Consider the following 25,441-nt stretch of genomic DNA (forward strand, 5'->3'; position numbering starts at 1 on the left):
ATGATTAATCCGGACCTCATCGAGCGCGCAGTGGATTTGCTGCGGCGCGGCGGAGTTGTCGCCCTGCCCACGGAGACCGTGTATGGCCTCGCGGCCAACGCGGAGGACGAGCTGGCCGTGCGCCGCGTCTTCGCCATCAAGGGCCGGCCCGCCACTCACCCGCTCATCGTCCACATCCCCGGTGTGGAGCACCTGGCCTCCTGGGCGCGAGAGGTGCCGGAGGCGGCGCACCGGCTCGCCAACGCCTTCTGGCCAGGGCCGTTGACGCTGGTGCTGCCGCGCACGCCGCGCGCGACGGATGCCGTCACGGGTGGGCAGGACACGGTGGCCCTGCGCGTGCCGAACCATCCCCTGGCGCTCGCGGTGCTCCAGAAGCTCGGAGGCGGGCTGGCCGCGCCGAGCGCCAACCGCTTCGGCCGGGTGAGCCCCACCACGGCGGAGCACGTGGCGAGAGACCTGGGCGATGACGTGGACCTCGTGCTGGATGGCGGTCCGTGCACGGTGGGCGTGGAGTCGACCATCGTGGACCTGAGCTCGGAGGAGCCCGCGATTCTGCGTCCTGGCGGGCTCGCGACCGAGGAGGTGGAGCGCGTGCTGGGGCGGCCGGTGCCGGTGCGGACCGCGTCCAAGGTGCGCGTGTCGGGCTCGCTGGCGTCGCACTACGCGCCGCGCGCGGGCGTGGTGCTGACGGAGCCTCGCGAGGCGCTCGCGCGTGTGAAGGAGTTACGCGGTCAGGGCCTGCGCGTGGGAGTGCTCGGGCCCGAGAGCCTCGGGCTGCCACCAGACGTGCCGCGCTTCGACGTGCCGGAGGACCCGGCCGGGGCCGCGCGCGTGCTGTACGCGCGGCTGCGCGAGGCGGATGAGCAGGGCCATGACGTGCTGGTCGCGTGCCTGCCAGCGGCGAGCGGTCTGGGCATCGCGGTGAGAGACAGACTGGCCCGAGCGGCCGCGCCGCGTGAGTGAGAAGGTCCACCAAGGGACCGGGTGCTTCACGCTCGATGCCCGTCCCGCGACCGGGCAGGCCAGACGATTCATGCGCGGCGCCTGCCCCGAGGCGCGGCACCGCCGGCACGGTCACACTCCCGCGAAACGCCGGATGACGGCCGCGCGAAGGCGCTGCTTCAGGCTCGGCTTGCCGAACGTGAGCCTGTCGAGGTCCGTCGGCAGCGGCGTCAGGACGCGGTAGCCGTCCTCCGTGACGAGCACCGTGTCCGAGTGCCGGTATCCCCCGGTGCCGCGCACGTAGATGCCCGGCTCGATGGAGATGAGCATGTTCCGCTCCAGCCGGTGCTCGCTGCCCACGGCCACCCACGGTGGCTCGTGGTTGCCCAGCCCGAAGCCATGCCCCGTGCGGTGCAGCCGCTGGGCCGGGTCCCCGAATCCCTCCCGGGTCAGGAAGTCATTCACCGCCGCATCGATGTCCGCCGCGAGCACACCGGGACGCACCATTTCAAACGCGACCCGCCGGGCCTCCAACATCAGCGCGAAGAGCCGCCGCTGCTCCGCCGTGGGAGGCGCGGTGAAGAAGGTGCGCTCGCACTCGGCCGCGTAGCCGTTGACGCGCGTCAGCACCAGGGCCACGTGCGGCCCACCGTCGAGCGTCATCGTCGCACCGGGCACCGAGTGCGGCTCGCTGCTCAACGGCGCGGGCCACGGCGCCGCGATGACGTCGGTGGCCAGCGCGTCGAAGTGCTCCTCCTCCTGGATGATTCTCCGCCGCAGCGAGGTGGTCGTCATGTAGCCCTCGATGACGGTCGCCCCCTGATAGGCCGAGCGCAGAATCTCCTCCACGCCCCACATGGCGTACCGCGCCGCGCGCTCGATTCGCTCCACCTCGAAGTCGGACTTCACCATGCGGATGGGCTCGAGCAACTCCAGCGCGCGCCCACCGGCGGCCATCAGCACGGACGCTCGCTCATGCGGCGTGCCCGGCTCGAAAGCGAAGCCCGCCCGCAGCATCGGCACGAGCACGTCCCGCCAACCCTGGCCCTTCGGCGCCGGGAACTCCGCGTACGAGTGGACCTCCTGTGATGCCGGCCCCCACCCCTTGCGCAGGTGCTCCTGCTCCAGCAGTGGAACCAGCAGCCACCGCCTGCCCCGGGCCTCGATGACGAGGAAGAACGGCCGCTCCAGCGGCTCGGCGGTCGCTCCCGTCAGATAGAAGATGCTCTCCGTCGAGGTGAGCACGAGCTGCTCGACGCCCTGCGCCTCCATCGCGGCCACCAACCGGTCATGCCGCCGCTGGAACTCCGTGCTCTCGGCGGCCGAATGGACTCGCTCCACGATTCATCCTCCAGGTCAGACAGGTCCGATGGGTACGGCGGCCACGAACCGTACTTGAACCGCTCGCTCCGCGCTGGCCCAGGCCGGGCGGCACCGCGCCCGATATGCGCCGCCACGTCCCACGTTTCAGATGGCGCCGCGCACCGCGCGGCTCCACTCACGCAACGATGAGAACAGCGAGGGTATGATGATGAAGCGGTGGCTCGTGGGAGTCGTGGTCGCGCTCGCGGTGACGGGCTGTGCGAGCAGCCCCCGGAAGACCCTGCTGGAGCGCACCGGCAGCTACGTCGTCTACGACCTGCCGGCGCAGCAGGTGATGGATGCGGCGGAGGCGGAGCTGGGCGCCCGTGGCTACTCAATGCTGCCCAGCACGGACCCGCTGTTCCTCCACACCCCCTGGAAGGTCCGGGGCAACCACGACGTCTTCACCGCCTGGTCGCGCCGCTACATCGAGGGCCGGGTGCGCCCGGACGGCCGCTTCGTGCTGCGCGCCTACAAGGTGGACGCCAACGTCCACGCCCGGACGCAGCTCCTGCCGGGCTTCGCTTCCTCGGGGGCGGTGACACCGGAGGAGAAGCCGAACACCACCCCCACCGAGGTGCTGGCCACCGAGCCCGTCCTGGGGCGCTACTCCACCCGGCCCGTCATCCGCAGGGACTTGGAGCTGGAGTGGGCCATCCTGGAGCGCCTCAACCCCGACTTCGCCGGGCGCGTCAAGGAGCAGGTCGACGTGTACCTCGCCCAGGGCCCCTCCCAGCGCACGCCGTGACGCGTCCGGGTGACGGACTTGAAATGTCCTCGCAGGCTTGGCTAAGCCCGAGGGACTCCCGAGGAGTGTCCCCGCGTGAAGCGAAGCCTGTCTGGCCTGGTCGTCGCCCTGTCCCTGTTCGCCTGCAAGGAAGAACCCCGCGGCAAGCTGGAGCCCATTCCCCGCCCGCCGGGGATGAATGACGCCCCCGCCCCCGCGCCGGCGGCGGACACCCCCGCCCCGCCCGCCCGTCCCGCCGTGGACCCCGCCAAGGCGGTGCTGCGCTGGAAGCTCGCCCCGGGCGCGTCGGCCTCCTACCGCCTCACCGTGGAGCGCACGGGCGCCGAGCCCGAGGCCGAGGCCGCCGAGCCGGAGGAGAAGTCCACACGGGGCGGCAAGGCCCGTGGCAAGGCCCGCGAGGAGAGCCCGGCGGCACCCGCCCCGGCCGCGGCCTCCTTCCCCAGCGCCTTCACGTACGTCATGGAGCGCACCGACTCGGGCGACTACCGCCTGCGCGTCGTCCCTGAAGGCAAGGACGCCGCGGAGGACCAGGGCACCATCAGCGAGCGCGGCTTCGTGCTGGAGGGCCTGCAAGGCGTCACCCGCAACACGGCCACGCTGGTGCTGGAGCTGCCCAGGGACGCGGTGGGCGCCGGCGACACCTGGTCGCTGGGCACCGAGCTGGTGTCCCCGGACGCGCTCGGCCCCACCTTCCAGGGCCCCCCGCCCGAGCGGCGCAACCGCGTGAAGCTCACCGCGCTGGCCCCCGCGGACGGCGGTGAGCAGGTGGCCACCGTGGAGTACGACCTCTACGAGCGCATCTCCGGCACCATCCGCCCCCCGCGCAAGCCGGCCACCGTGCCCGCGCGCGAGGGAGAGGAAGAGGCGAGCGAGAGCCCGAAGAGCAGCTCCGGCGAGGCCGCCATCAGCACCGAGGTGAAGATTACCGGCCGCGGCGAGTTCCTGGTGAAGGCCGGCCGCTGGCGCTCCTGGGAGGGCAACCTCTCCGCCGTGACGAAGGGCCCCTTCCCCGCCAAGGCCGTGCAGGTGCCACCGGGGTCGCTGAAGCTGAGCCTCAGCGCGCTCGAGTCGCCTCCGGCACCCCAGCCGACGGCCCAGCCGCAGCAGTAGGCGCCGCGTCCGACTCGCGCACCAGCCGCACCACGGCGTCCACCCATGACGGGTGGGCGTTGAGCGAGGGGACGAGCGTCAGCGACTCGCCCCCCGCCTCCACGAACTGCTCGCGGGCGCGCATGCCCACCTCTTCCAGCGTCTCCAGGCAGTCCGCCACGAAGGCCGGGCACATCACCGCCAGCCGCTTCACGCCCCGCTGGGCCAGCTCCGGCAGCACCACGTCCGTGTAGGGCTTCACCCACGGCGTGCGCCCCAGACGGGACTGGAAGGACACCGTCCAGCCCTGTCCCTGCGCGCCCAGCCCCAGCCGCTCCGCCAGTGCCCGCGCCGTCGCGTAGCACTGCGCGCGGTAGCAGTGGCGGTTGGCGTCCGTCAGCACGGCACAGCAGCCCTCCGAAGCGAAGCAGTGCCGCCCCGTCGGGTCGCTCTTCTTCACGTGCCGCTCCGGCACGCCGTGGAAGCTGAAGAGGACGTAGTCCGCGCGCGCCTCGTCAATCACCGGCCGCGCCACCGTGGCGAAGGCGTCCAGGAAGCCCGGGTGGCCGTAGAAGGCCGGCACCGCGCGGACGTTGGGCACGTCCCACCCTTCGGCCATCACCTCGTACGTGCGCGCCAGCGACGACGAGGTGGTGGACGCGGCCTCCTGCGGGTACAGCGGCAGCACCGTGAAGTCCGACACGCCGCGCGCCCGCAGCCGGGCAATGGCGTCCGGAATGGACGGGCTGCCGTAGCGCATGCCCAGCTCCACCTCGTACTCACCCTGGAGACGCTCGGCCACGGCGGACGTCAGCGCCCGGCTGAACACCAGCAGCGGCGAGCCCTCCTTCATCCAGACCTTCCGGTACGCCTCCGCGCTCTTCGCCGGGCGCACCGGGAGGATGATGAGGTTGAGCAGCAGCCAGCGGCCCACGGGGTGGATGTCCACCACCCGCGGGTCGCTGAGGAACTCGCGCAGGTAGCGGCGCACCGGCCCCGTCTCCGGAGCGTCCGGCGTGCCCAGGTTGAGGAGCAGCAGGCCTCGCTTCGCGGCGGGGGGAGACATCAGTGCAGGGCGTTGGGGAGGGTGAGGGCGAACTCCGCGATGCGGGCCTCGAAGCGCGAGCCGTCCGGCCGCACCATGTCGTAGGTGCCGCGCATGGTGCCGAACGGCGTGCGCAGCATCGCCCAGCTCGTGTACTCGAAGCGCTCGCCCGGCTTCAGGCTGGGCTGGCGGCCCACCACGCCCTCGCCCTTCACCTCCTCCACCTTCCCGGTGGCATCGGTGATGACCCAGTGGCGCGACTTGAGCTGCGCGGGCGCGCTGCCCTCGTTGGCAATCTCCACCGTGTACATGAAGGCGTACTGCCCCGACTCCGGCGCGCTGCGCTCCGGCCAGAAGGCGGGCTTCACGGTGATGCGGATGCCATCGGTGGTGGCAGTGGAGGACATGGCACCAGAAATGGCGCCATTACCGCCCGGTTGCAAGGAAAACGCCAGGTTGGCCGGCCGGGTGGCGGGCCCTCACCGGGCCTCCGTCTTCGCGCCCTCCCCGGCCTGCTCGGGCTCGGGGGCCTTGGGCCAGACGAGCGAGGCGACGATGGAGCCCACCAGGATGCCGGCAATCACGCCCAGCGACAGGCCGATGGGGACGTGGATGTCGAAGTAGGTGATGAGCATCTTCACGCCCACGAAGGCCAGAATCGCGCTCAGCCCCACCTTCAGGAAGTGGAACTTGTCCATCAGGCTGGCCACCACGAAGAACAGCGAGCGCAGGCCCAGAATCGCGCACACGTTGGACGTGTAGATGATGAAGGCGTCCTGGCTGATGCCCAGCACCGCGGGGATGGAGTCCAGGGCGAAGAGCAGGTCGGTGGCCTCCACCACCAGCAGGACGATGAACAGCGGCGTCACCTTGCGGCGCCCGTCCTCGGTGAGGAAGAAGCGGCTGCCCTCCCCCTGGCGAGACACCGGCAGCACCCGGCGGGCGAACTTGACGATGCCCTTCTGCTCCGGGTCGATGTCCTCGTCCTTGGAGAAGAGCATCTTCAGCGCGGTGTACACGAGGAACGCGCCGAACAGGTAGATGAGCCAGTGGAAGCGCTGCACCAGGGCCGCGCCGGCGATGATGAGGCCCGCGCGCATGATGAACGCGCCCATGATGCCCCAGAAGAGCACCCGGTGCTGGTGCTCCGGCGCCACCCGGAAGTAGCTGAACACCATCAGGAAGACGAAGAGGTTGTCGACGGAGAGCGCGTACTCCACGACATACGCCGTCACCCACTGCAGGCCCTGCTCGTGACCCCGGTAGTGCCAGATGCCGGCGCAGAACAGCAGGCTGATGCTGATCCACACCACCGTCCAGATGCCCGCCTCCTTGGGCGACACCGCGTGTGCCTTGCGGTGGAACAGCCCGAGGTCCAGCGCGAGCATCACGAGGACGAAGACGTTGAAACCCACCCAGAGCGCGGCTTGCGTGTTCACGTATGATTCCTGGTGCAGTGTGCGACGGGGCGCACCCTACCGGCGGAGGGCCCGGGCGTCGACCCTTCCGTGACAAGGGCCTCGTCCCCCACCCTGCCTAGTCCCACTCCGTCGACGGCCGGCGCAGCACCGCCAGGGAGCGCCCGGCCACCTGCACCTTCCCCCCCGCCGGCGTGTGCGTGCGGTGCGACTCCCCCGTCGCCGCCGTGTCCACCACCAGCTCCCAGTCCGCGCCCCACTCGATTGCGGGCAGCAGGAAGGTGATGGGCTCGTGGTGTGCGTTCATCAGCACCAGGAGCGTGTCCCCGACAATCCGGTTTCCCTCGTCATCCGGGGTGGCGATGGCGTCTCCGCCCAGCAGGAAGGCCAGGGAGCGCACATAGGGCTTCTCCCAGTCGTCCTTGCGCATCTCCTTGCCGTCCGGCCGGAACCACGCCAGGTCCTTCAGCTCGCTGTCCCACATGTGGGCGCCGCGGAAGAAGCGCCGCTTGTGCAGCACCGGCTGCTCCCGGCGCAGCTTGGCCATGCGGCTGGTGAACTCCAGCAGCTCGCGCTGGGTGTCGTTCAGCTCCCAGCTCACCCAGGACAGCTCGTTGTCCTGGCAGTAGGCGTTGTTGTTGCCCCGCTGGGTGCGTCCCATCTCGTCGCCCGCCACCAGCATGGGCACGCCCTGGGACAGGAAGAGCGTGGCCAGGAAGTTGCGCTTCTGCTGCTCGCGCAGGGCGTTGATTCTGGGGTCGCTCGTCTCGCCCTCCACGCCGCAGTTCCAGGAGTGGTTGTCGTTGGCGCCGTCCCGGTTCTCCTCGCCGTTCGCCTCGTTGTGCTTCTCGTTGTAGGTGACGAGGTCGTGCAGCGTGAAGCCGTCGTGCGCGGTGACGAAGTTCACGCTCGCGGTGGGCTTGCGGCCGGAGAGCGCGTACAGGTCCGAGCTGCCGGTGAGCCGGTAGCCAATCTCCGCCGCCTGCCGGTCATCCCCCTTCCAGTAGCGGCGGATGGTGTCGCGGTACTTGCCGTTCCACTCGCTCCACAGCACCGGGAAGTTGCCCACCTGGTAGCCGAAGTCGCCCACGTCCCAGGGCTCGGAGATGAGCTTCACCCGGCTGAGCACCGGGTCCTGGTGGATGATTTGGAAGAAGGCCGCGCGCGTGTCGTAGCCGTGCCTGTCCCGGCCCAGCGTGGTGGCCAGGTCGAAGCGGAACCCGTCCACGTGCATGACCTCCACCCAGTAGCGCAAGGAGTCGGCGAGGAGCTTCAGCGCGTACGGGTGCGTGGCGTTCCACGAGTTCCCGCACCCGGTGAAGTCCATGTAGTAGCGCGGGTCCTTCTCCGTGAGCCGGTAGTAGGCGCCATTGTCGATGCCCTTGAAGGACAGCGTGGGGCCCAGGTGGTTGCCCTCGCAGGTGTGGTTGTAGACGACGTCGAGGATGACCTCGATGCCGGCACGGTGGAGCAGCTTCACCATGCCCTTGAACTCGTCCACCTGCTCGCCCCGCGAGCCCGAGGCGCTGTAGCGCGCGTCCGGCGCGAAGTAGCCCAGCGTGTTGTAGCCCCAGTAGTTCACCAGCCCGCGCTGGATGAGGAAGGGCTCGTCGACGATGTGCTGGATGGGCAATAGCTCCACCGCGGTGACGCCCACCTTCTTCAAGTGCTCGATGCTGGCCGGGTGCGCCAGCCCCGCGTAGGTGCCACGCAGGTGCTCGGGCACGCGCGGGTGCAGCTTCGTGAAGCCCTTGACGTGCACCTCGTAGAGGACGGTGTCGTGCCAGGGGACCCGCGGAGGGCGGTCCCCCTCCCAGTCGAAGGTGTCCGCCAGCACCACCGCCTTGGGCACGGCCGCGGCGTCGTCCCGCGGGTCGAACACGAGGTCCTCGTCCTTGCCCGTGGCCGGCGCCGGGTAGCCGTAGATGGGGGCCTTGTAGTCCACCTTGCCGTGGATGGCCCGGGCGTACGGGTCCACCAGCAGCTTGTGCGGGTTGAAGCGCAGGCCCTTCTTCGGCTCATGCGGGCCGTGGACGCGCAGGCCGTAGAGCGTCCCGGGCTGGAGCCCCGGCGCGTAGCCGTGCCACACGTGGTGGGTCGTCTCCAGCAGCGGGAAGCGACGGGTCTCCTTGGAGGTGTCGTTGGGGTCGAAGAGACAGACCTCCACCCGCTTCGCGTGCTCGCTGAAGACCGCGAAGTTGACCCCGTGCCCGTCAAACGTGGCGCCCAGGGGATACGGCCTCCCTGGAAGCACCTCGGCCCTCCTCATCCCTTGCTCCTCTCCAACAGCACCACCGGGAACTCCGCCAGGAGCGGTCCGAGGGGCAGCACCCCGCCGCCCGGCCCACGCTCCGGCCGCACCTGGCGCCCGGTGAAGACACTTCGGAACATCATGCCCGCATATGCCTCCGGCAGGTCGAGGAACGTGCTCCCGTACGCACCGGCCAGACCTTCCGGGGATTCCAGGGCCGCCAAGGTGTAACGCGGTGCACAGGCCACCACCACGGTGTCGCCGTGCTCGCGCGCGAAGCCCACCGCCGCCCGGGCGAGGGGGCCGGACAAATCCAGCGCCCGGTACCCGCCCGAGCGGAAGAGCACCTGCTGCCGCTGCCGCAGGCGCAGCGCCTCGGTCAGGACGAAGAGCTTCACCCGGCCGTCATCCATGTTGGCCACCAGCCGCGCGCACAGGCCGGGCCTGTCCCGCCGGGCCTCCTGGTCCAGCTCGTCCAGCAGCCGCGCGCGCAGGGCGAAGTCCACCGGGCGCCGGTTGTCCGGGTCCACCAGCGACAAATCCCACAGCTCACAGCCCTGGTAGGTGTCCACCACGCCGGGCGAGGCCAGCTTCATCAGGAGCTGTCCGAGCGCGTTGTGCTGCCCCGCGCGCTCGATGTGGCGCTTGAAGGCCCGCACGTCCTCCAGGAAGGCGCCGCCCGTCTCCGGGGCGAAGCAGGCGTCCACGAAGCGCGCCACCGCGTCGTCATAGGCGCTGTCCGGGTTGGTCCACGAGGTGCGGACCTTGGCCTCCTTGATGGCCTTGCCCATGTACTCGCGCACCCGGCGCTGGAAGTCCGCCAGCTCCTCCGGCGAGTGGGACTCGCCCATGGGCCAGGCCCCCACCACCGTCTGGAAGAAGAGGTACATGTCGTTGGGGCTGGGGGCCGGGCCGGAGGGAAGCTCCGTCACCCGCCTCTCCGTGAGGCGGGCCCACTTCTTCACCCGCCTGCGCCACTCCTCGGGCACCTCCGAGATGACGTTGATGCGCGCGCGCACGTCCTCGCTGCGCTTGGTGTCGTGGGTGCTGGAGGTGAGCAGGCTCGCGGGCCAGCGCTCCGCGCGCTCCTGGTTGCGCAGGTGGAAGGTGGTGGCGCGCACCCCGAAGCGCTCCGGCTCGCCGCCCACCTCGTTGAGGCTCACCAGCCGGTTGTAGACGTAGAAGACGGTGTCCTCCAGGCCCTTGGCCATGACGGGCCCCGTCACCTGCTGCAGCTTCATGGCGAAGCGCAGCATGACGGCCCGCTCCCGCTCGTGGGTGTGCTCCGGGTAGCGGCGCAGGAGGATGTCGCGCAGGAAGCCGAAGATGGAGGCGTTGGTGGTGGCGTTGCGCTCCTTGGCGCGCTGAATCGTCCACTCGACGTACTGCACGTCGCGCGCGTCCAGCTCCGGGCGCCAGCCGTCCACGTAGGTGCGGTAGACGGGAAACAGGGCGATGAACTCCACCAGCGCGCGCCTCAGCGAGTTGAGCGTGAAGTCGCGCGTGCGCCGGTTCATCTCCGAGATGCGGTTGAGCTCGTGGGCCAGCACGTTGATTTCGCTGGCCATGGACACGCGCATGATGAGCTGCTTCTTCTGGTAGACGAGCTCCGCGAAGTCGGCCTTCTCGCCCACGAAGCGCTCGTACGTCTCCGACAGGGAAGCCTCCGCGTCCGGCTGGACGAAGATGCCGCTCACCGCGTTGGCGTAGCGGTAGCCGGTGGTGCCGTGCACGGCCCACGCCTCGGGGATGCGCTCGCGCCCGCCCTGAATCTTCTCCACCACCACGTACAGCGCCTTGCGCAGCGGGCTGTCCGGGCGCTCCGTCACCTCCGCGCGCCAGCGCGCGCGCAGCGCGGCCTCCACTCCGGGCCAGCGTGCATCCCCCTCGCCGTGCGCGTTCACGAACAGGGCCCGGGCCCGCTCCACGAAGAAGCGCTCCTGCAGGTCCAGGAAGTAGGCGGTGGGGTCGAACAGGCCGTCCGGATGGTCGATGCGCAGCCCGGTGACGAAGTCCTCGCGCAGCCAGCGGAAGATGAGCGCGTGCGCCTCCTGGAAGACGTCCGGGTCCTCCTCGCGGATGGCGGCCAGGCCGTTGATGTCGAAGAAGCGGCGGTAGTTGATTTCCTCGCCCGCCACGCGCCAGTGCGCCAGCCGGTAGCTGCACGAGGACAGCACCGCGTCCAGCAAATCATACGAGCGCGGGTTGCCGGGCTCGCCGTTGAAGATGCGGAGGTTCTCCTCGATGTAGGCGCCCACCTCCGGGCCGGCGGCCACCACCGCGGCGAGGCGGCGCTTGATGACCTCCTTCTCGCGGTGGCGCTCGATGACCTTCGCCCGCTCCACCTCCGTGCGCGCCGGCAGGTGCTCAATCGCGGTGAGGATGGAGAGCAGCTCCACCATGCACGGGTGCTCGGCCCCGAGCCGCGCCTCCAGCCGCTCCAGCCCATGCCGGAGGATGCGGCCGTACTGGCGGGGCGCCACCGGCAGGAGGTGGTCGTAGTAGTGAAGGAAGAAGGAGCCCTCCCGGAAGGACAGCCTCAGCTCGCCCCGCTCCAGGACGATGCCGTACTGGTCCCCCAGGATGGGCAGCAGGACCTTGTCCCGCAGCTCCTCCTTCACCGGCGCCCAGTCGATGTCGAAGTACTTCGCGTACATGGAGGACGGGCCGTTCTCCAGCACGTCGAACCAGAGCCGGTTGTCCCGCTCGATGCCCATGTGGTTGGGCACCACGTCCAGCAGGTGCCCCATGCCGTGCTCGCGCAGGGCGGAGCACAGGGCGGCATGCTCCTCCTCGGAGCCCACCTCGGGGTTTATCTGCTGGTGGTCCGTGCAGTCGTAGCCGTGGGTGCTGCCCGGCGTGGCCTTCAGGTAGGGGGAGGCGTACAGGTCGCTCACCCCCAGGCGGGCCAGGTAGGGCACCACCTCGCGCGCCTGCTGGAAGGTGAAGCCCTGGTGGAGTTGCACCCGGTACGTGGACAGCGGCGTGCGCGGCCGGGAGACCCGCTCCGCCAGCACGCGTGTGTAGAGGCCCTCGGCCAGGGCCTCCGCGGTCATGGTGGCGCTTCCCGTCCCTCTGGTGGAGGCGGTCCCCTCTTCTTCCGACCCGTCGAGCAGCATGCGGCCCAGAGGTAGGTCTCCCGCGCTCCGTCCGCCAGCACGCAGATGGCCGTCCGCCCTCTATCCAACGCTCCACGGTGCCGCTCGCGGCGGCTGAAAAAGCAGAGGGCCCGCCGTGTGACACGGCGAGCCCCCGACTGCGTGGCGACCGGGTCTCCCCGGCGCGACTTCAGCTCAGCTGCTTGTTCACCAGCGCGGTCATCTCGAACATGGTGACGTTCTTCTTGCCGCCGAAGATGGGCTTCAGCTTGTCGTCGGCGTTGATCTGCCGCTTGTTCTTGGCGTCCTGGAGGCCCTGCTTCTTGATGTAGGCCCAGAGCTTCTTGACGACCTCGGTACGAGGCAGCGGCTTGCTACCGACGATCTCAGCGAGCGCGGCGGACGGCGTCATCTCCTTCATGAACGACGCGTTCGGCTTGCGCTTCGCGCCAGCGGTCTTCTTGGCGGCAGGAGCCTTCTTCGCAGCAGCAGCTTTCTTGGCGGCCATTCGTCTTGAGTCTCCTCCCCTCCGAAGGGGACGTTATACGGCTTTGCTTGGGTGAAGCTGGAGCCGATGCGGCGTAGAAGTAGCACGCCCAAGCCCGAAAAACAGCCCTCTCCTGCGTTTTTCCCTCGGAGAGCACGTTCTGGAACGCGTCTGGCGCCCGAAAATCCGGCCCCGGAGCACGCTTTTCACTCGGGAGCCACCCGCCCGCGGCGCGTTCCGGGCCCGAAAAACCGGCTCCGGAGCACGATTCTCCTCGAAAGATATGCATGGGAACGCTTCCCGGGCCCGACAATCCGGCTCCGGCGCGCTCCGCCCCTCGGGAGGGAAGCCGACATCCGCTCGGGATTCTCCTTGCGGACGTGGTGTGTTTTTTTGGATGAAAGCCCCCATGAGAGCGCTCATCACCGGTGCTGGCGGCTTCCTGGGAGTCTGGCTGGCGAAGGCCCTGGCCGCGCGCGGAGACGCCGTGACGTGCCTGCTGCGCCCTGGCGGAGACGCCTCCGGGCTGGAGGGAATCCCTCATGCACGGGTGGAGGGGGACGTGACGGACCCGGCCTCGCTGGCTCCGGCGGTGGCGGGACAGGACGTCGTCTTCCACCTCGCCGGCGTGCGACGCGGCGCGACGCGCGAGGACTTCATGCGCGTCAACGCGGAGGGCACCCGCCACCTCTGTGAGGCCATGGTGGCCGCCGGACACCGCCCGAGGCTGGTGCTGGCCGGCTCGCTGGCGGCCATGGGTCCCTCCACTCCCACCCGGCCCCATGTGGAGGAGGACCCCTTCCACCCCCACGAGTGGTACGGCGAGAGCAAGGCGGAGGCGGAGCGCATCGCCTTCACCTATGCGGACCGGCTGCCGGTGACGGTGACGCGCCCGCCGCGCATCCTCGGCCCCGGGGACAGGGAGAACCTCACCTTCTTCAAGCTGGTGAAGCGCGGCATCCGGCTGGAGCTGGCCGGGGGCCCCCGCCCGCTGACGCTGGTGGACGTGGAGGACGTGGTGGACCTGATGCTGCTCCAGGCCGAGCACCCCCAGGCCCCGGGAGAGGCCTTCTTCTGCGCGGGCCCGGGCGCCCCCCTCACCCTCGAGCAGGTGCAGGACGTGGGGGCGGCGGCCCTGGGGCTCCACCCCCGCACGGTGCGGCTCCAGCCCTGGGTGCTGAAGACCCTGGCCTCCGCGGCGGACGGGGTGAGCCGGGCCACGGGCCGCAAGCTGCCGCTGAACCGGAAGCTGGCCCGGCAGCTGCTCGCCCCCGCCTGGACGTGCTCCGGCGCGAAGGCCGAGCGCCTGCTGGGCTTTCACCCCCGGCGTGGGATGGAGGAGTCCATCCGGCGCAGCGCGGAGTGGTACCGCCAGCAGGGATGGCTGTAGGGCGCCGCCAACGTTGACCTTACCCCCCAAGCAGTGTCAGGAACCCGGCTGTCACATGCCCCCCCAGAAAGCCGCCTTTTTCGATGTCGACGGGACGCTCGTGAAGACGAACGTCGTCCACGTCTACGCGTACTACGCGATGAACCGCGGCTCCGTCCTGGGCATCGCGGGGAGGACGCTGAGCACCGCGCTCAGCGTGCCCCTCTTCGGTGTCATGGACGCGCTCGACCGCAAGACCTTCAACGAGTTCTTCTACCGCTATTACGCGGGGTTGAGCGAAGACCGCCTCATCACCATCGCCGAGGACATGTTCGAGGACGTGCTGCAGCCCGCCCTCTTCGAGCAGTCCCAGGACCTCATCGACCAGGCGCGGCGCAGCGGCTGCAAGGTGGTGCTCGTCACCGGAGCACTGGACTTCACCATGCGCCCGCTGGCCCGCCACCTGGGCGCGGATGACCTCATCGCCAACAAGATGCAGTTCGTGGGCGGCAAGGCCACCGGCAAGGTGATTCCGCCCATCATCGAGGGCGCGAACAAGGCCAACGCCATCCGCGCCTACTGCGTGAAGGAGAACCTGTCCCTGGACAAGTGCCACGGGTACTCCGACAGCGCCTCTGACTACGCCATGCTCGCGGTGGTGGGCCGTCCCACCGCGGTGAACCCGGACCTGCGCCTGCGCTCCATCGCGCGCGCCTACAACTGGCCCATCCTGGACCTCAAGTAAGGCCCCCCTACTCCCCATGCGCCCGCTCAAGACGCTCCAGAAGCTGTACGACGAGGAAAGCCAGGTGGTCATCACCGAGAAGGGCAGCCCCCCGCGGGCGCTCTTCTACGGCGAGGGCTTCCTGCAGGAAGACCTGCCCGTCGGCACGCGTGTCATCTTCCCGCGCCCGCCCATGGCCGGCGTGCCCAACGTCAAGGCCGCCATCCGCTGGGCCATCAACCACCCGGAGGGCATGGAGCCGCTGCACGCCCTGCTCAAGCCGGGCATGCGGCTGACGTGCGTCATCGACGACATCAGCGTGCCGCTGCCGCCCATGGTGACGCCGGACGTGCGCCAGTCCATCCTCGAGGTGGTGCTGGAGCTGGCCGCCGACAGCGGCGTGGACGACATCCACCTGGTCATCGCCAACGCCCTGCACCGCCGCATGACGGAGGGCGAGATGCGGCGGATGGTGGGGCAGAAGATTTTCGACGAGTTCTACCCGGACCGTTACTACAACCACGACGCGGAAGACCCGGACGGCATCGTCGCGCTGGAGCGCACGTCGCACGGTGAGGAGGTGTCCGTGAACCGCCGCGTGGCGGAGAGCGACCTCATCGTCTACGTGAATGTGAACTTCGTGCCCATGAACGGCGGGCACAAGTCCATGGGCACCGGCGTGTCCAACTACGCGTCGCTGCGCCACCACCACAACCCGAAGACCATCCGCGCGTCGGACTCCTACATGGAGCCGAAGGCCAGCGCGCTGTACCGCAGCAACGAGCGCATCGGCCGCAACATCGACAAGCACCTGAAGGTCTTCCACATCGAGACCTCGCTGAACAACCGCATGTTCGGCGGCCCCACGGACTTCCTCGCGAAGAAGGAGGAGGACTACACGGAAGGTGACCGGCTGAAGTTCCAGGCCATGCGCTACGCGCTGTCGAAGATGCCGCGCGCGGCGGCGCGCAAGGTGCTCAGCGCGGTGCCCGCGCCCTATGAGGTCACGGGCGTGTACGCCGGCGCCACCGAGCCCACGCACCAGAAGACGCTGGAGACGAGCTGGAAGCAGTACGTGGTGCCGGTGGAGGGGCAGAGCGACATCGTCATCTTCCCCATCCCCTTCATCTCCCCGTACAGCGTCAACTCCATCCTCAACCCGCTGCTCGTGCAGGTGATGGGGCTGGGCTACTTCTTCAACCTCAACCGCGGCGTGCCGCTGGTGAAGAAGGGCGGCGTGCTGATTCTGCTGCACCCGGCCTACGACGAGTTCGACCCCGAGCACCACCCCAGCTACATCGAGTTCTTCAACCGGCTGCTGCCGGAGACGCGCGACTCCATGAAGCTGGAGCACAAGTACGAGAAGGAGTTCGCGGAGAACCCCAGCTACGTGCACCTGTACCGCAAGGGCAACGCCTACCACGGCGTGCACCCCTTCTACATGTGGTACTGGGGCGAGAATGGCCGCCAGCACGTGGGCAAGGTCATCGTCGCGGGCGCGGAGAACAACCACGTCCCCGCCCTGCTGGGGTGGGACAGGACGGACACGCTCACCGAGGCGATTGAAGAGGCGCGCGGCTTCATGGGCCGCTCGGCGACCATCAGCCTGCTGCGCATTGCCCCCACGGTGATGGTGGACGTGAAGTGAGGCCGGGCGTCATGGAACAGGAACAGGGACAGCTTCCCGAGCTGAACGTCTCCCGCGTCTTCACCGGCAAGCGCATCTTGTTCGCGGGCTCCACCGGCTTCGTGGGCAAGGTGACGCTGTCCATGCTGCTGCACCGGTACGGACAGGAGCTGGACAAGGTGTACGTGCTGGTCCGCAAGGGCAGCGCGGCCTCCGCCGAGCGGCGCTTCTTCGACAAGGTGGCCACCAGCGAGCCCTTCCAGCCGCTGCGCGACGCCTACGGCGACGACGGCGCGCTGGAGTTCATCCAGAAGAAGTGCCAGGTGCTGGATGGCGACATCACCGACCCGTGGGTGGGCCTGGAAGAGGCGCAGGTGGCCGCGCTCACCGGGCAGGTGCACGCCTTCATCAACTGCGCGGGCCTGGTGTCCTTCAACCCGTCGCTGGAGGTGGGCCTCAACGTCAACACCCACGGCGTGAAGTACGCGGTGGAGCTGGCGCTGCGCTGGGGCGTGCCGCTGGTGCACATGTCCACCTCCTTCGTGGCGGGCAACCGCCACGGGCTCGTCTTCGAGGACGAGGAGGTGCGCGGCTACTTCCCGAAGAAGGACGAGCTGGACGGGCGCGACTTCAGCCTGGAGCAGGAGCTGAAGGACGCGGAGCGCATCGTCGCGCGGCTGCGCGAGCAGGCGGATGACCGGGCCCTGACGTCCACCTTCCGCAAGAAGGCGCTGGACCGGCTGGCCGAGGAAGGCCGCGACGTCAACGACGAGAAGACGCTGCGGCTGGCGGTGGGCCGCGAGCGCAAGCTGTGGCTCAGCGGCGAGCTGGTGAAGGCCGGCATGGAGCGCGCCGCCCACTGGGGCTGGCCCAACACGTACACGTACACCAAGTCCCTGGGCGAGCAGGTCATCGCCGGCACGCCGGGGCTGCGCTACGCGATTGTCCGGCCCTCCATCGTGGAGAGCGCGCGGCACTACCCCTTCCCCGGGTGGAACGAGGGCTTCACCACCTCCGCGCCGCTGGCCTTCGCGGGCATCAAGGGCCCCGGCGGCATCCCCGCCGGCGAGAGCACCATCCTGGACATCATCCCGGTGGACCAGGTGGCGGGCGCCACCATCGGCATCACCGCGCACACCATGGAGGTGGAGGAGCGGCGCGTCTACCAGCTGGCGTCCGGTGACGTGAATCCGTTCTACGCCAGCCGCTCCGTGGAGCTGGTGGGCCTGTACCGGCGGCGCTACTACCGCAACCGAGAGACGGGCAACTCGCTGATGAATTCGCTGCGCTCGCGCCTGGAGCCGCAGCCCGTCAGCAAGAAGGAGTTCGAGCTGTTCAGCGCGCCCATGCTGGTGCGCGGCGCGCAGTTCCTGAAGAAGGCCATCGACGAGGTGCGGCCCGCCTGGGGCGCGCCGTCCGTCCAGGCGATGCTGGACAAGGCGAAGGTGTCGCTGGACGACGTGGTGGAGCAGAACCAGGGCCTCATCGCCCTCACGGACCTGTTCCTCCCCTTCCTCTACGAGAACCGGTACGTCTTCCGCTGCGACAACACGCGCTCCGTCTACGCGCGCATGGCGCACGCGGACCGGATGAAGGTGCCCTGGGACCCGGAGAACATCGACTGGCGCGCCTACTTCATGGAGACGCACCTGCCCGGCCTGGAGAAGTGGGTGTTCCCCGGCCTGGAGGAGGAGCGCGAGAAGCGCACCGTCATCCCCGCGCACAGGGACTTGCTGGAGCTGCTCGAGGCCACGGTGCACGCGTACCGGCACCGGGTGGCCTTCCGCATGGTGTCCGGCGAGAAGGAGGAGCGCTTCACCTTCGGCGAGGTGCACCGCTATGCCTCGCGCGTGGGCAGCTTCCTCCTGCGCGCCGGCATCAAGCCGGGAGACAGGGTGCTGCTGGTGTCGGAGAACCGGCCCGAGTGGGGCATGTGCTACTTCGGCATCCTGCGCGCGGGCGCCACCGCCGTGCCGGTGGACCCGGGCCTCAGCGAGGCGGAGGTGCTCAACATCTCCCGGCGGGCGGAGGCCAGGGCGTGCCTCGTCTCCGAGGACGCCGCCAGCGACTTCCCCGGCCTGTTCTCCGCGCTGGGTGAGGGCGTCACGGTGGTGAGCCTGGCGCAGGCGATGACGGGCGACGCGGCGTACCCGGACCGGATTGGCCCGGTGAAGAAGGCCGCGTCCGCGGACGACGTGGCCAGCGTCATCTTCACCTCCGGCACCACCGGCACGCCCAAGGGCGTGATGCTCACGCACCGCAACTTCACCTCGCTGGTGGCGAAGCTGGCGGGCGCGTTCAACATCGGCGCGGGCGACGGCGTGCTGTCCGTGCTGCCGCTGCACCACACCTTCGAGTTCTCCGCCGGCTTCCTCACCCCGTTCTGGCGCGGGGCGGAAATCACGTACATCGACGAGCTGACGTCGGACCGGCTGGGCGAGGTCTTCGAGACGGGCCGCATCACCGCCATGGTGGGCGTGCCGGCGCTGTGGCAGCTGCTGCACCGGAAGATTACGCAGGAGTTCGCCAGCCGCCCGCCCTTCGTCGAGCAGGCGCTGAAGGCGCTGATGGCCACGCACGGCGAGCTGCGCAACCGGGGCAACGTCAACCTGGGCAAGCTCCTGTTCTGGCCGGTGCACCGCAAGTTCGGCGGCAAAATCAAGGTGCTCGTCTCCGGCGGCTCGGCGCTGCCGGACGAGGTGCACAAGGCCTTCCACGAGCTGGGCTTCAACATCACCGAGGGCTATGGCCTGACGGAGGCCGCGCCGGTGCTGGCGGTGACGCAGCCCGGCAACAAGCGCCAGCCCGGCACGGTGGGCCGCGCGCTGCCCGGCATCGAGCTGCGCATCCTCAACCCGGACAACGACGGGCTGGGCGAGGTGCTGGCCCGCGGCCCCAACGTCATGCCCGGCTACTTCGGGGACCGCGAGGCCACGGACGCGGTGCTCAAGGAGGGGTGGCTCCACACCGGTGACCTGGGGCGCCTGGACGCGGAGGGACGGCTGTACCTCGTCGGCCGCGCCAAGGACGTCATCATCGACCACAACGGGAAGAACATCTACCCGGACGAGCTGGAGGAGCTGTACCAGGACCACCCGCACATCAAGGAGCTGTCCATTGTCGGCCTGCCGGACGAGGCGGGCGGCGAGAAGGTGGCGTGCCTGTGCGTGCCGGACTACGGCGAGCGCCCGCGCGAGGAGGTGCGGCGCGAGGTGGAGGAGCACTTCCGCAAGGTGAGCGCGGGCATGCCCTTCTACCGGCGGGTAAAGGTGCTGCGCCTGTGGGACGGCGAGCTGCCCCGCACCGCCAAGCGCAGCGTCAAGCGCAAGCAGGTGGTGGAGGAGCTGCAGCGGCTGGAGCGCATGGCGGCCAGCGCCACCAAGGCGCGCGAGAAGGTGGCGGCGAGCGGCACGGGCGGCGTGGGCGACTGGCTCTACCCGCTCATCGCCGAGGTGTGCCACCGGCCGCTGGCGGACGTGCGGCCGGACGCGCACCTCACCGGGGACCTGGGCTTCGACTCGCTGATGCTCACCGAGCTGTCCTCCGCGCTGGAGGGCGCCGGCGTGCCCCTGCCCGCGATTGAGGACCTGACGCAGGTGCAGACGGTGGAGGACCTGCGCAAGGTGGTGGCGGCCTCCGGCAAGCGGCCCTCCGTGGAGACGCGGGCGAAGGACATCTCCAAGGAGAACGCGCGCGAGGAGGAGGTGGAGATTCCGGTGCCCGAGGTGGTGGCGGACCTGGGCCGCCAGCTGCTGAACTTCGGGCAGAAGGTGCTCTACGGCGGCGTCTTCGACGTGAAGGTGACGGGCAAGCCCTTCATCCCGCAGAACCGCAACTTCCTCGTCATCGCCAACCACACCAGCCACCTGGACGCGGGCCTGGTGCGCGTGGCGCTGGGTGACCAGGGCGAGCGGCTCATCTCCCTGGCCGCCCGCGACTACTTCTTCAACACCCCGCTCAAGCGCGCCTGGTTCGAGAACTTCACCAACCTGGTGCCCATTGAGCGGCAGGGCTCGCTGCGCGAGTCGCTGCGGCTGGCGGGGGAGGCGCTGCGCCAGGGCTTCAACGTGCTCATCTTCCCGGAGGGCACGCGCTCCACCACGGGCGAGCTGCAGGAGTTCTATTCCACGCTGGGCTACCTGGCGCTCACCTTCCACGTGGACGTGCTGCCGCTCTACATCCATGGCGCGTACGACGCGCTGCCCAAGGGCAACGTCATTCCCAAGCGCAAGGACCTGAAGGTGAACATCGGCCCGGCGCTGCGCCACGAGGCGCTGCGCTCGCGCGTGCAGGGCATGGCGCGCTCGGAGGGCTACCGCTACGTCACCCGCATCGCCGAGGACGCGATGCGGGCACTCAAGGACGGCCGCGTGCTCGACCTCAGCGGGCCGGGCACGCTGGAGGCCGGGCCGCTCGCCCGCACCTCCTCGGGAGGGCAGGACTCGTGAAGCTGCTGGTGACGGGAGGCACGGGGTTCCTCGGCTCGCATCTGGTGCCGAGGCTGGTGGCGGCCGGGCATGAAGTGCGGCTCATCGGCCGCTCGAAGCCCACGGGCGAGCCCTACGCGGGCACGGAGTACGTCCCGGGTGACTTGAAGGACAGGGACGCGGTGCGCCGCGCGCTGGAGGGCGTGGAGGGCGTCTACCACCTGGCGGGGCTCGTCTCCTTCCAGCCGAAGGACGCGCGGAAGATGTTCGAGCTGCACGTGGACAGCACCCGCGAGCTGCTGCGCGACGTGCGCGAGGCCGGCGTGAAGCGCGTGGTGCTGGCCTCCACCTCCGGCACCATCGCCGTGTCGAAGGAGGAGCGCGTCGGCACCGAGGACGACGACTACCCGATGACGGTGGTGGGGCGCTGGCCGTACTACCTGTCCAAAATCTACGAGGAGAAGCTGGCGCTGGAGTACTGCCGCAAGCACGCCATTCCCCTCGTCGTCCTCAACCCCAGCCTGCTGATGGGCCCGGGGGATGACCGGCTGTCCTCCACGTGGACGGTGGTGAAGTTCCTCAACCAGGAGCTTCCGGCCATGCCGGGCGGCGGCATGTCCTTCGTGGACGTGCGTGACGCGGCGGACGCCTTCTTCAACGCGCTCACCCGGGGCGAGGTGTACGGCCGCCACCTGATGGGCGTGAACATGTCCATGCAGGACTTCTTCAAGCGCCTGGAGCGCATCAGCGGCGTGCCCGCGCCCCGGCTGCGCCTGCCCTCACAGCTCAACGTGCTGGGCGGCAAGCTGCTGGAGCGCTGGGCCAGGGCGCGCGGCACGAAGCCCGCGCTGGACCCGCAGGAAATCGAGATTGGCGAGCACTGGTTCTGGCTGGACGCCTCCAAGGCGGAGGCCGAGCTGGGCTTCCGCGCGCGCGACGCGCACGAGACGCTGTCGGAGACGGTGCAGCACATCTATTCGAAGATGCCGCCCCAGTGCCTGCCGGGCACCAAGGGCCGGCTGGCGGACCTGCGCGAGGGCACCTGAGGTGTGACTGCCCGCGGGGCCCGCGGGTGCTAACGCTCCAGCGGGCTCCGAGCGGCGTCCACCAGGCGCGCCGCCCAGGGCTCCGAGCGGTGGCTCCACACCCAGGCCGCTCCCAGGAAGCCGAGGCCGAGGAGCACGAGCAGCAGCCGCGCCAGGACGGAGGGCCCCGCGTCCTTCGCCACGGACTACCCCACCACCCGGTTGCGGCCCGACTTCTTCGCCTTGTACAGGTTGGCGTCCGCCACCTTGATGAAGTGCGAGGGCTCCGTCATGTCGGGCGTCATCTCCGCCACGCCGATGGAGATGGTGACGGGAATCTCGCGCTCGTCATAGAAGAAGGCCTTCTCCTCGATGAGCCGGCGAATCTTCTCCGCGAACACGCGCGCCTTCTCCGGTCCGTCCTCGGGCATGACGAGCGCGAACTCCTCGCCGCCGTAGCGGGCGAAGCACTGCTCGCGGCGCACCATGCGCTTGACGGACTGGGCCAGCTCCCGCAGCACGTAGTCCCCGGCCAGGTGGCCGTGGACGTCGTTGATCTGCTTGAAGTGGTCGATGTCGAACATCATCAGCGTGAGCGAGCGCTGGTAGCGGCTGGAGCGCCCCATCTCCTTCTCGAGGTACTCGAGGAAGTAGCGCTTGTTGTTCACGCCGGTGAGACCGTCCGCGATGGTCAGCGTGTAGATGGTCTCGTGGTACTGGGTCTCGATGTTGTCGCCATCGAGGAACTTGAAGATGGAGCCGCCCACCTTGATGAGGTCCCCGCTGCGCAGCGGCGAGGGCTGCAGCACCTCCTGGTCGTTCAGGTAGGTGCCGTTGGTGGAGCCCAAATCCTCCACGAACATCCTCCCGCCGTGGGCGAGGACGCGCGCGTGCCGGCGGGAGACGTTGTCCAGGTCCACCCAGATGTGGTTGCCCTGGTCTCGTCCGATGGTGAGCTCGGAGTCGATGAGGTACTTCTTGCCCAGCTCCGGACCGTGAATCTGCACGAGGCAGCACTCGGTGCTGCGCTCGGAGCGCACGTCCTTCAGCGTGGAGATCTTGGTGACGCGGGTTTCGTCTCCGGACATCGCCAGGGAAGGCTAGCAGCCCACCCGCCTCCGGGGAAGCCACGCCACTGGCCCGAAGTGCATCCTCCCCCCGGGCCTCCCTTCTCCCACATCCCGCCCCCACGGGGGGCGGGGGGGCGGACACCCGGCCTGAACAGGCGGTTGGGCATTCAACGAAGGTGGGAGGGCGCGCGCATGTGCCCTTGTCGGATGGGGGAGGCCGGATAACGTCCCCGCCAACCATGTCCAAAGTGCTGGCAATGATTCTGGCGGGCGGTGCGGGTACCCGCCTGGAGCCCCTCACCCGCGAGCGCGCGAAGCCCGCGGTGCCGTTCGGGGGCCGCTACCGCATCATCGACTTCGTCCTCTCCAACTTCGCGAACTCCGGCGTCTACCGGATGAAGGTGCTGACCCAGTACAAGAGCGACTCGCTGAACAACCACCTGTCCCGCGCGTGGCGGATGACGGCCTTCCTGGGCCACTACGTGGAGTCCGTGCCCGCGCAGATGCGGACGGGCCTGGACTGGTACAAGGGCAGCGCGGACGCCATCTACCAGAACCTCAACATCATCACCGACGAGGAGCCGGACCACATCTTCGTCTTCGGCGCGGACCACGTGTACCGGATGGACACGCGGCAGATGCTGGACTTCCACATCGCCAAGAAGGCCGCGTGCACGGTGGCCGCGATTCCGGTGCCGATTGAGCAGGGGCGGGAGTTCGGCATCATCGACGTGGGGCCGGACGGACGGATGCGGCAGTTCCTGGAGAAGCCGAAGGACCCTCCGCCCATGCCGGGCAACCCGAAGATGTGCCTGGCGTCCATGGGCAACTACCTCTTCACCACGGACGTGCTGGTGCAGGAGGTGGTGCGGGACGCGGCGAACGAGACGAGCGCGCACGACTTCGGCAAGTCCATCATCAGCGAGCTGTACAAGAGCGCGCCGGTGTACGTGTACGACTTCGCGCGGAACGAGGTGCCCGGCCAGGAGGAGAAGGAGCGCGGCTACTGGCGGGACGTGGGGAACATCGACGTGTACTACGAGTCCAACATGGAGCTCGTGCAGGTCGACCCCATCTTCAACCTCTACAACGACCGCTGGCCCATCCACACGCAGACGAACAACTACCCGCCGGCCAAGTTCGTCTTCGCGGACAAGGAGAACAACCGCGTGGGCCACGCCACGGACTCGCTGGTGGCCGAGGGCAGCATCATCTCCGGCGGCCACGTGCACCGCTCGGTGCTGTCCCCGAAGGTGCGCGTGAATTCCTACTCGGAGGTGGAGGACTGCATCCTCTTCGAGAACGTCACCATCGGCCGGCGCTGCCGCATCCGCCGGGCCATCATCGACAAGAACGTGGAGATTCCGCAGGGGACGACCATTGGCTACGACCCGGTGGAGGACAAGCGGCGCTTCCACGTCACGCCGGGCGGAGTGGTGGTCATCCCCAAGGGCATGAAGGTGACCTGAGGCGGCCATGGCCGTGGCGGGGGGGCTCCACCTGAGGCCGGCGCGGGAGGCGGACCGGCGCACCCTCTGGCGCATCCACACCCGGGCGGTGGAGACGCTGTGCGTGGGCGTCTACGCGCCGCACGAGGTGAGCACCTGGGTGCGGCTGCTCAAGCCGGAGGGCTACCTGCAGCCGGACAAGCCCCGCACCGTGCTGGTGGCCGAGCGCGGACGGCGCATGGTGGGCTTCGGCCAGCTGGACGCGCGCGCGGGGGAGCTGGAGGCCCTCTACGTGGTGCCCGACGAGGTGGGCCGTGGCGTGGGCTCCACCCTGCTGGCGGCCCTGGAGTCCGCGGCGTGGCATGCCGGGGTGCCGCTGCTGGGCCTGGACGCCAGCCTCAACGCGGAGTCCTTCTACCGGCACCACGGCTACGTGTGGCTGCACGCGGCCCGGCGCCCGCTGACGCCGGAGGTGAAGCTCGCCTGCGTGCGGATGCAGAAGCGGCGGCCGGCCACGGCCCCGAGGCTGGAGCCGGCGACGCCGTGAGGCCCGGGCCGGGGACTGTGAGCCCGGGCCCGGAGCCAGGAGCGCGTCAGCTGAAAGCGGCGCGGACCTCGGGCTTGCGGAGCACCACCAGGGCCCAGATGCCCAGGGGGATGCCCACGCAGACGCAGGGGCCGCAGCACGGGATGAGGGCGAGGATGGCGGCGGTGTTCGCCAGCCCGTAACTCTGGAGGCCCTTCATCCTCAGCGCGCCCAGGAAGACGAGCCCGTTGATGATGAGGTAGGGCAGCGTGAACACCATGCGCCCGGCCGTGGACGTGGAGAACTCGAGGAAGGCCCGCATCTGCTCCATGCTGGGGTCGCTCATCGCCTGCTCGAGCTTCGCCATCTGGTCCGGGTCGACGGGGCTGACGAGGCTCACCACGCCGTACAGGAACGTCAGCGCGGCGGTGACCATCAGCAGGATGGCCGGCAGCGACACCGCCTCGCGCGCCTGCGCGCTCGAGCCCCCAGGCGATACCGGTGTCCCGAAGTTGTCTTGCATGTTCCCCTCTCCCGTGTGCGGCTTGGATGGCGCGGGCACCGGCCCGGGCGGCGCCATTCAACCCGGAGAACGGCGAGCACGCCAAGATGTATGACGTGCCCGCCGGGCAGTGAGCCCGGTACCGGTGCATCGGGCCCGAGCCCGGGCCATGAGGGTGAGCAGGGGCCGGCCGCACCACCTCGCGAACGGTTCCAGCCTCCACCCGGGTCCAGGCTCAGGCCTTGAAGGTGAGCAGGGGTGCCAGCCGCGCCACCTCGCGCAC

The 25,441-nt window shown here is 69.5% G+C and carries 20 protein-coding genes; 10 read left to right on the forward strand and 10 right to left on the reverse strand.

Going from position 1 to position 25,441, the window contains the following annotated elements:
* Window positions 1–963: an L-threonylcarbamoyladenylate synthase gene (locus tag K8638_RS32275; RefSeq protein WP_223758534.1), complete on the forward strand. Its 963-nt coding sequence runs from the start codon at window positions 1–3 to the stop codon at window positions 961–963.
* Between the two features lie 111 nt (window positions 964–1,074).
* Here the strand turns inward: K8638_RS32275 and K8638_RS32280 are convergent, their stop codons facing one another.
* Window positions 1,075–2,283 (reverse strand): Xaa-Pro peptidase family protein, encoded by a 1,209-nt coding sequence (locus K8638_RS32280; RefSeq protein ID WP_223758535.1) that lies wholly within the window; start codon window positions 2,281–2,283, stop codon window positions 1,075–1,077.
* A gap of 184 nt (window positions 2,284–2,467) precedes the next feature.
* On the opposite strand from K8638_RS32280, the gene K8638_RS32285 reads away from it, so the two are divergent.
* The gene (locus tag K8638_RS32285; RefSeq protein WP_223758536.1) at window positions 2,468–3,052 is read left to right on the forward strand and encodes a hypothetical protein; all 585 of its coding nucleotides are present in this window, start codon (window positions 2,468–2,470) and stop codon (window positions 3,050–3,052) included.
* A 75-nt stretch (window positions 3,053–3,127) separates the two neighbouring features.
* The gene (locus K8638_RS32290) at window positions 3,128–4,162 is read left to right on the forward strand and encodes a hypothetical protein (RefSeq protein WP_223758537.1); all 1,035 of its coding nucleotides are present in this window, start codon (window positions 3,128–3,130) and stop codon (window positions 4,160–4,162) included.
* On the opposite strand, the gene hemH is transcribed toward K8638_RS32290, so the two are convergent.
* The 6 genes from hemH to K8638_RS32320 all read right to left on the reverse strand — a co-directional run bounded on the left by hemH (window position 4,107) and on the right by K8638_RS32320 (window position 12,461).
* On the reverse strand, window positions 4,107–5,207 hold the full coding sequence (gene hemH / locus K8638_RS32295; RefSeq protein ID WP_223758538.1) for a ferrochelatase: 1,101 nt from the start codon (window positions 5,205–5,207) through the stop codon (window positions 4,107–4,109). The two genes, K8638_RS32290 and hemH, sit on opposite strands and share 56 nt — an antisense overlap.
* Window positions 5,207–5,593, reverse strand: coding sequence for a Co2+/Mg2+ efflux protein ApaG (gene apaG, locus K8638_RS32300; protein WP_223758539.1), 387 nt, complete (start codon window positions 5,591–5,593; stop codon window positions 5,207–5,209). Before apaG ends, hemH begins: the two co-directional genes overlap by 1 nt.
* 72 nt (window positions 5,594–5,665) lie before the next feature.
* Window positions 5,666–6,625, reverse strand: a complete 960-nt coding sequence (locus K8638_RS32305; protein ID WP_223758540.1) for a TerC family protein — start codon at window positions 6,623–6,625, stop codon at window positions 5,666–5,668.
* A 97-nt stretch (window positions 6,626–6,722) separates the two neighbouring features.
* Window positions 6,723–8,873, reverse strand: a complete 2,151-nt coding sequence (gene glgX, locus K8638_RS32310; protein WP_223758541.1) for a glycogen debranching protein GlgX — start codon at window positions 8,871–8,873, stop codon at window positions 6,723–6,725.
* Window positions 8,870–11,974 carry a malto-oligosyltrehalose synthase gene (gene treY, locus K8638_RS32315; RefSeq protein ID WP_223758542.1) on the reverse strand — a complete coding sequence of 1,035 codons (3,105 nt, stop codon included), beginning with the start codon at window positions 11,972–11,974 and terminating at the stop codon, window positions 8,870–8,872. The genes glgX and treY overlap by 4 nt, the downstream gene beginning before the upstream one ends.
* A gap of 169 nt (window positions 11,975–12,143) precedes the next feature.
* Entirely contained in the window at window positions 12,144–12,461 is a 318-nt protein-coding gene (locus K8638_RS32320) for an SWIB/MDM2 domain-containing protein (protein WP_223758543.1), read from the reverse strand.
* Between the two features lie 388 nt (window positions 12,462–12,849).
* Here K8638_RS32320 and K8638_RS32325 point away from each other — a divergent pair, with 388 nt between their 5' ends.
* The 5 genes from K8638_RS32325 to K8638_RS32345 are packed head-to-tail and all read left to right on the forward strand — an operon-like array spanning window position 12,850 to window position 21,633.
* Complete coding sequence (locus K8638_RS32325; protein ID WP_223758544.1) at window positions 12,850–13,830, forward strand: NAD(P)-dependent oxidoreductase; 981 nt, start codon at window positions 12,850–12,852, stop codon at window positions 13,828–13,830.
* A gap of 55 nt (window positions 13,831–13,885) precedes the next feature.
* Window positions 13,886–14,554 (forward strand): HAD family phosphatase, encoded by a 669-nt coding sequence (locus tag K8638_RS32330; RefSeq protein ID WP_223758545.1) that lies wholly within the window; start codon window positions 13,886–13,888, stop codon window positions 14,552–14,554.
* A 16-nt stretch (window positions 14,555–14,570) separates the two neighbouring features.
* Window positions 14,571–16,181, forward strand: coding sequence for a lactate racemase domain-containing protein (locus tag K8638_RS32335; protein ID WP_223758546.1), 1,611 nt, complete (start codon window positions 14,571–14,573; stop codon window positions 16,179–16,181).
* Between the two features lie 11 nt (window positions 16,182–16,192).
* The gene (locus K8638_RS32340) at window positions 16,193–20,608 is read left to right on the forward strand and encodes an AMP-binding protein (RefSeq protein ID WP_223758547.1); all 4,416 of its coding nucleotides are present in this window, start codon (window positions 16,193–16,195) and stop codon (window positions 20,606–20,608) included.
* Window positions 20,605–21,633: an NAD-dependent epimerase/dehydratase family protein gene (locus K8638_RS32345; protein WP_223758548.1), complete on the forward strand. Its 1,029-nt coding sequence runs from the start codon at window positions 20,605–20,607 to the stop codon at window positions 21,631–21,633. The genes K8638_RS32340 and K8638_RS32345 overlap by 4 nt, the downstream gene beginning before the upstream one ends.
* Window positions 21,634–21,662: 29 nt before the next feature.
* Here the strand turns inward: K8638_RS32345 and K8638_RS32350 are convergent, their stop codons facing one another.
* The gene (locus K8638_RS32350) at window positions 21,663–21,815 is read right to left on the reverse strand and encodes a hypothetical protein (RefSeq protein WP_223758549.1); all 153 of its coding nucleotides are present in this window, start codon (window positions 21,813–21,815) and stop codon (window positions 21,663–21,665) included.
* Window positions 21,816–21,818: 3 nt separating this feature from the next.
* Entirely contained in the window at window positions 21,819–22,700 is an 882-nt protein-coding gene (locus K8638_RS32355; RefSeq protein ID WP_223758550.1) for a GGDEF domain-containing protein, read from the reverse strand.
* Between the two features lie 221 nt (window positions 22,701–22,921).
* Between K8638_RS32355 and glgC the strand changes: the two genes are divergently transcribed.
* Both glgC and K8638_RS32365 read left to right on the forward strand, forming a co-directional pair.
* A complete protein-coding gene (glgC, locus tag K8638_RS32360; protein WP_223758551.1) occupies window positions 22,922–24,151 on the forward strand; it encodes a glucose-1-phosphate adenylyltransferase in 1,230 nt (409 codons plus the stop codon).
* 7 nt (window positions 24,152–24,158) lie between these two features.
* Window positions 24,159–24,677 carry a GNAT family N-acetyltransferase gene (locus K8638_RS32365; protein WP_223758552.1) on the forward strand — a complete coding sequence of 173 codons (519 nt, stop codon included), beginning with the start codon at window positions 24,159–24,161 and terminating at the stop codon, window positions 24,675–24,677.
* A 46-nt stretch (window positions 24,678–24,723) separates the two neighbouring features.
* Here K8638_RS32365 and K8638_RS32370 read toward each other — a convergent pair whose 3' ends face one another.
* The gene (locus K8638_RS32370; RefSeq protein ID WP_223758553.1) at window positions 24,724–25,179 is read right to left on the reverse strand and encodes a hypothetical protein; all 456 of its coding nucleotides are present in this window, start codon (window positions 25,177–25,179) and stop codon (window positions 24,724–24,726) included.
* Window positions 25,180–25,441 lie beyond the last annotated feature (262 nt).

Source organism: Myxococcus sp. RHSTA-1-4 (genome assembly GCF_020037125.1).
Taxonomy (GTDB): domain Bacteria; phylum Myxococcota; class Myxococcia; order Myxococcales; family Myxococcaceae; genus Myxococcus.

Excerpts from the sequence above, each read along its gene's own strand:
- treY (WP_223758542.1), bottom strand. The coding sequence starts at position 11,974 with ATGCTGCTCGACGGGTCGGAAGAAGAGGGGACCGCCTCCACCAGAGGG.
- K8638_RS32285 (WP_223758536.1), top strand. The coding sequence starts at position 2,468 with ATGATGATGAAGCGGTGGCTCGTGGGAGTCGTGGTCGCGCTCGCGGTG.
- K8638_RS32325 (WP_223758544.1), top strand. The coding sequence starts at position 12,850 with ATGAGAGCGCTCATCACCGGTGCTGGCGGCTTCCTGGGAGTCTGGCTG.
- K8638_RS32355 (WP_223758550.1), bottom strand. The coding sequence starts at position 22,700 with ATGTCCGGAGACGAAACCCGCGTCACCAAGATCTCCACGCTGAAGGAC.
- K8638_RS32320 (WP_223758543.1), bottom strand. The coding sequence starts at position 12,461 with ATGGCCGCCAAGAAAGCTGCTGCTGCGAAGAAGGCTCCTGCCGCCAAG.
- K8638_RS32275 (WP_223758534.1), top strand. The coding sequence starts at position 1 with ATGATTAATCCGGACCTCATCGAGCGCGCAGTGGATTTGCTGCGGCGC.
- glgX (WP_223758541.1), bottom strand. The coding sequence starts at position 8,873 with ATGAGGAGGGCCGAGGTGCTTCCAGGGAGGCCGTATCCCCTGGGCGCC.
- glgC (WP_223758551.1), top strand. The coding sequence starts at position 22,922 with ATGTCCAAAGTGCTGGCAATGATTCTGGCGGGCGGTGCGGGTACCCGC.
- K8638_RS32335 (WP_223758546.1), top strand. The coding sequence starts at position 14,571 with ATGCGCCCGCTCAAGACGCTCCAGAAGCTGTACGACGAGGAAAGCCAG.
- hemH (WP_223758538.1), bottom strand. The coding sequence starts at position 5,207 with ATGTCTCCCCCCGCCGCGAAGCGAGGCCTGCTGCTCCTCAACCTGGGC.
- apaG (WP_223758539.1), bottom strand. The coding sequence starts at position 5,593 with ATGTCCTCCACTGCCACCACCGATGGCATCCGCATCACCGTGAAGCCC.
- K8638_RS32330 (WP_223758545.1), top strand. The coding sequence starts at position 13,886 with ATGCCCCCCCAGAAAGCCGCCTTTTTCGATGTCGACGGGACGCTCGTG.
- K8638_RS32370 (WP_223758553.1), bottom strand. The coding sequence starts at position 25,179 with ATGCAAGACAACTTCGGGACACCGGTATCGCCTGGGGGCTCGAGCGCG.
- K8638_RS32365 (WP_223758552.1), top strand. The coding sequence starts at position 24,159 with ATGGCCGTGGCGGGGGGGCTCCACCTGAGGCCGGCGCGGGAGGCGGAC.
- K8638_RS32340 (WP_223758547.1), top strand. The coding sequence starts at position 16,193 with ATGGAACAGGAACAGGGACAGCTTCCCGAGCTGAACGTCTCCCGCGTC.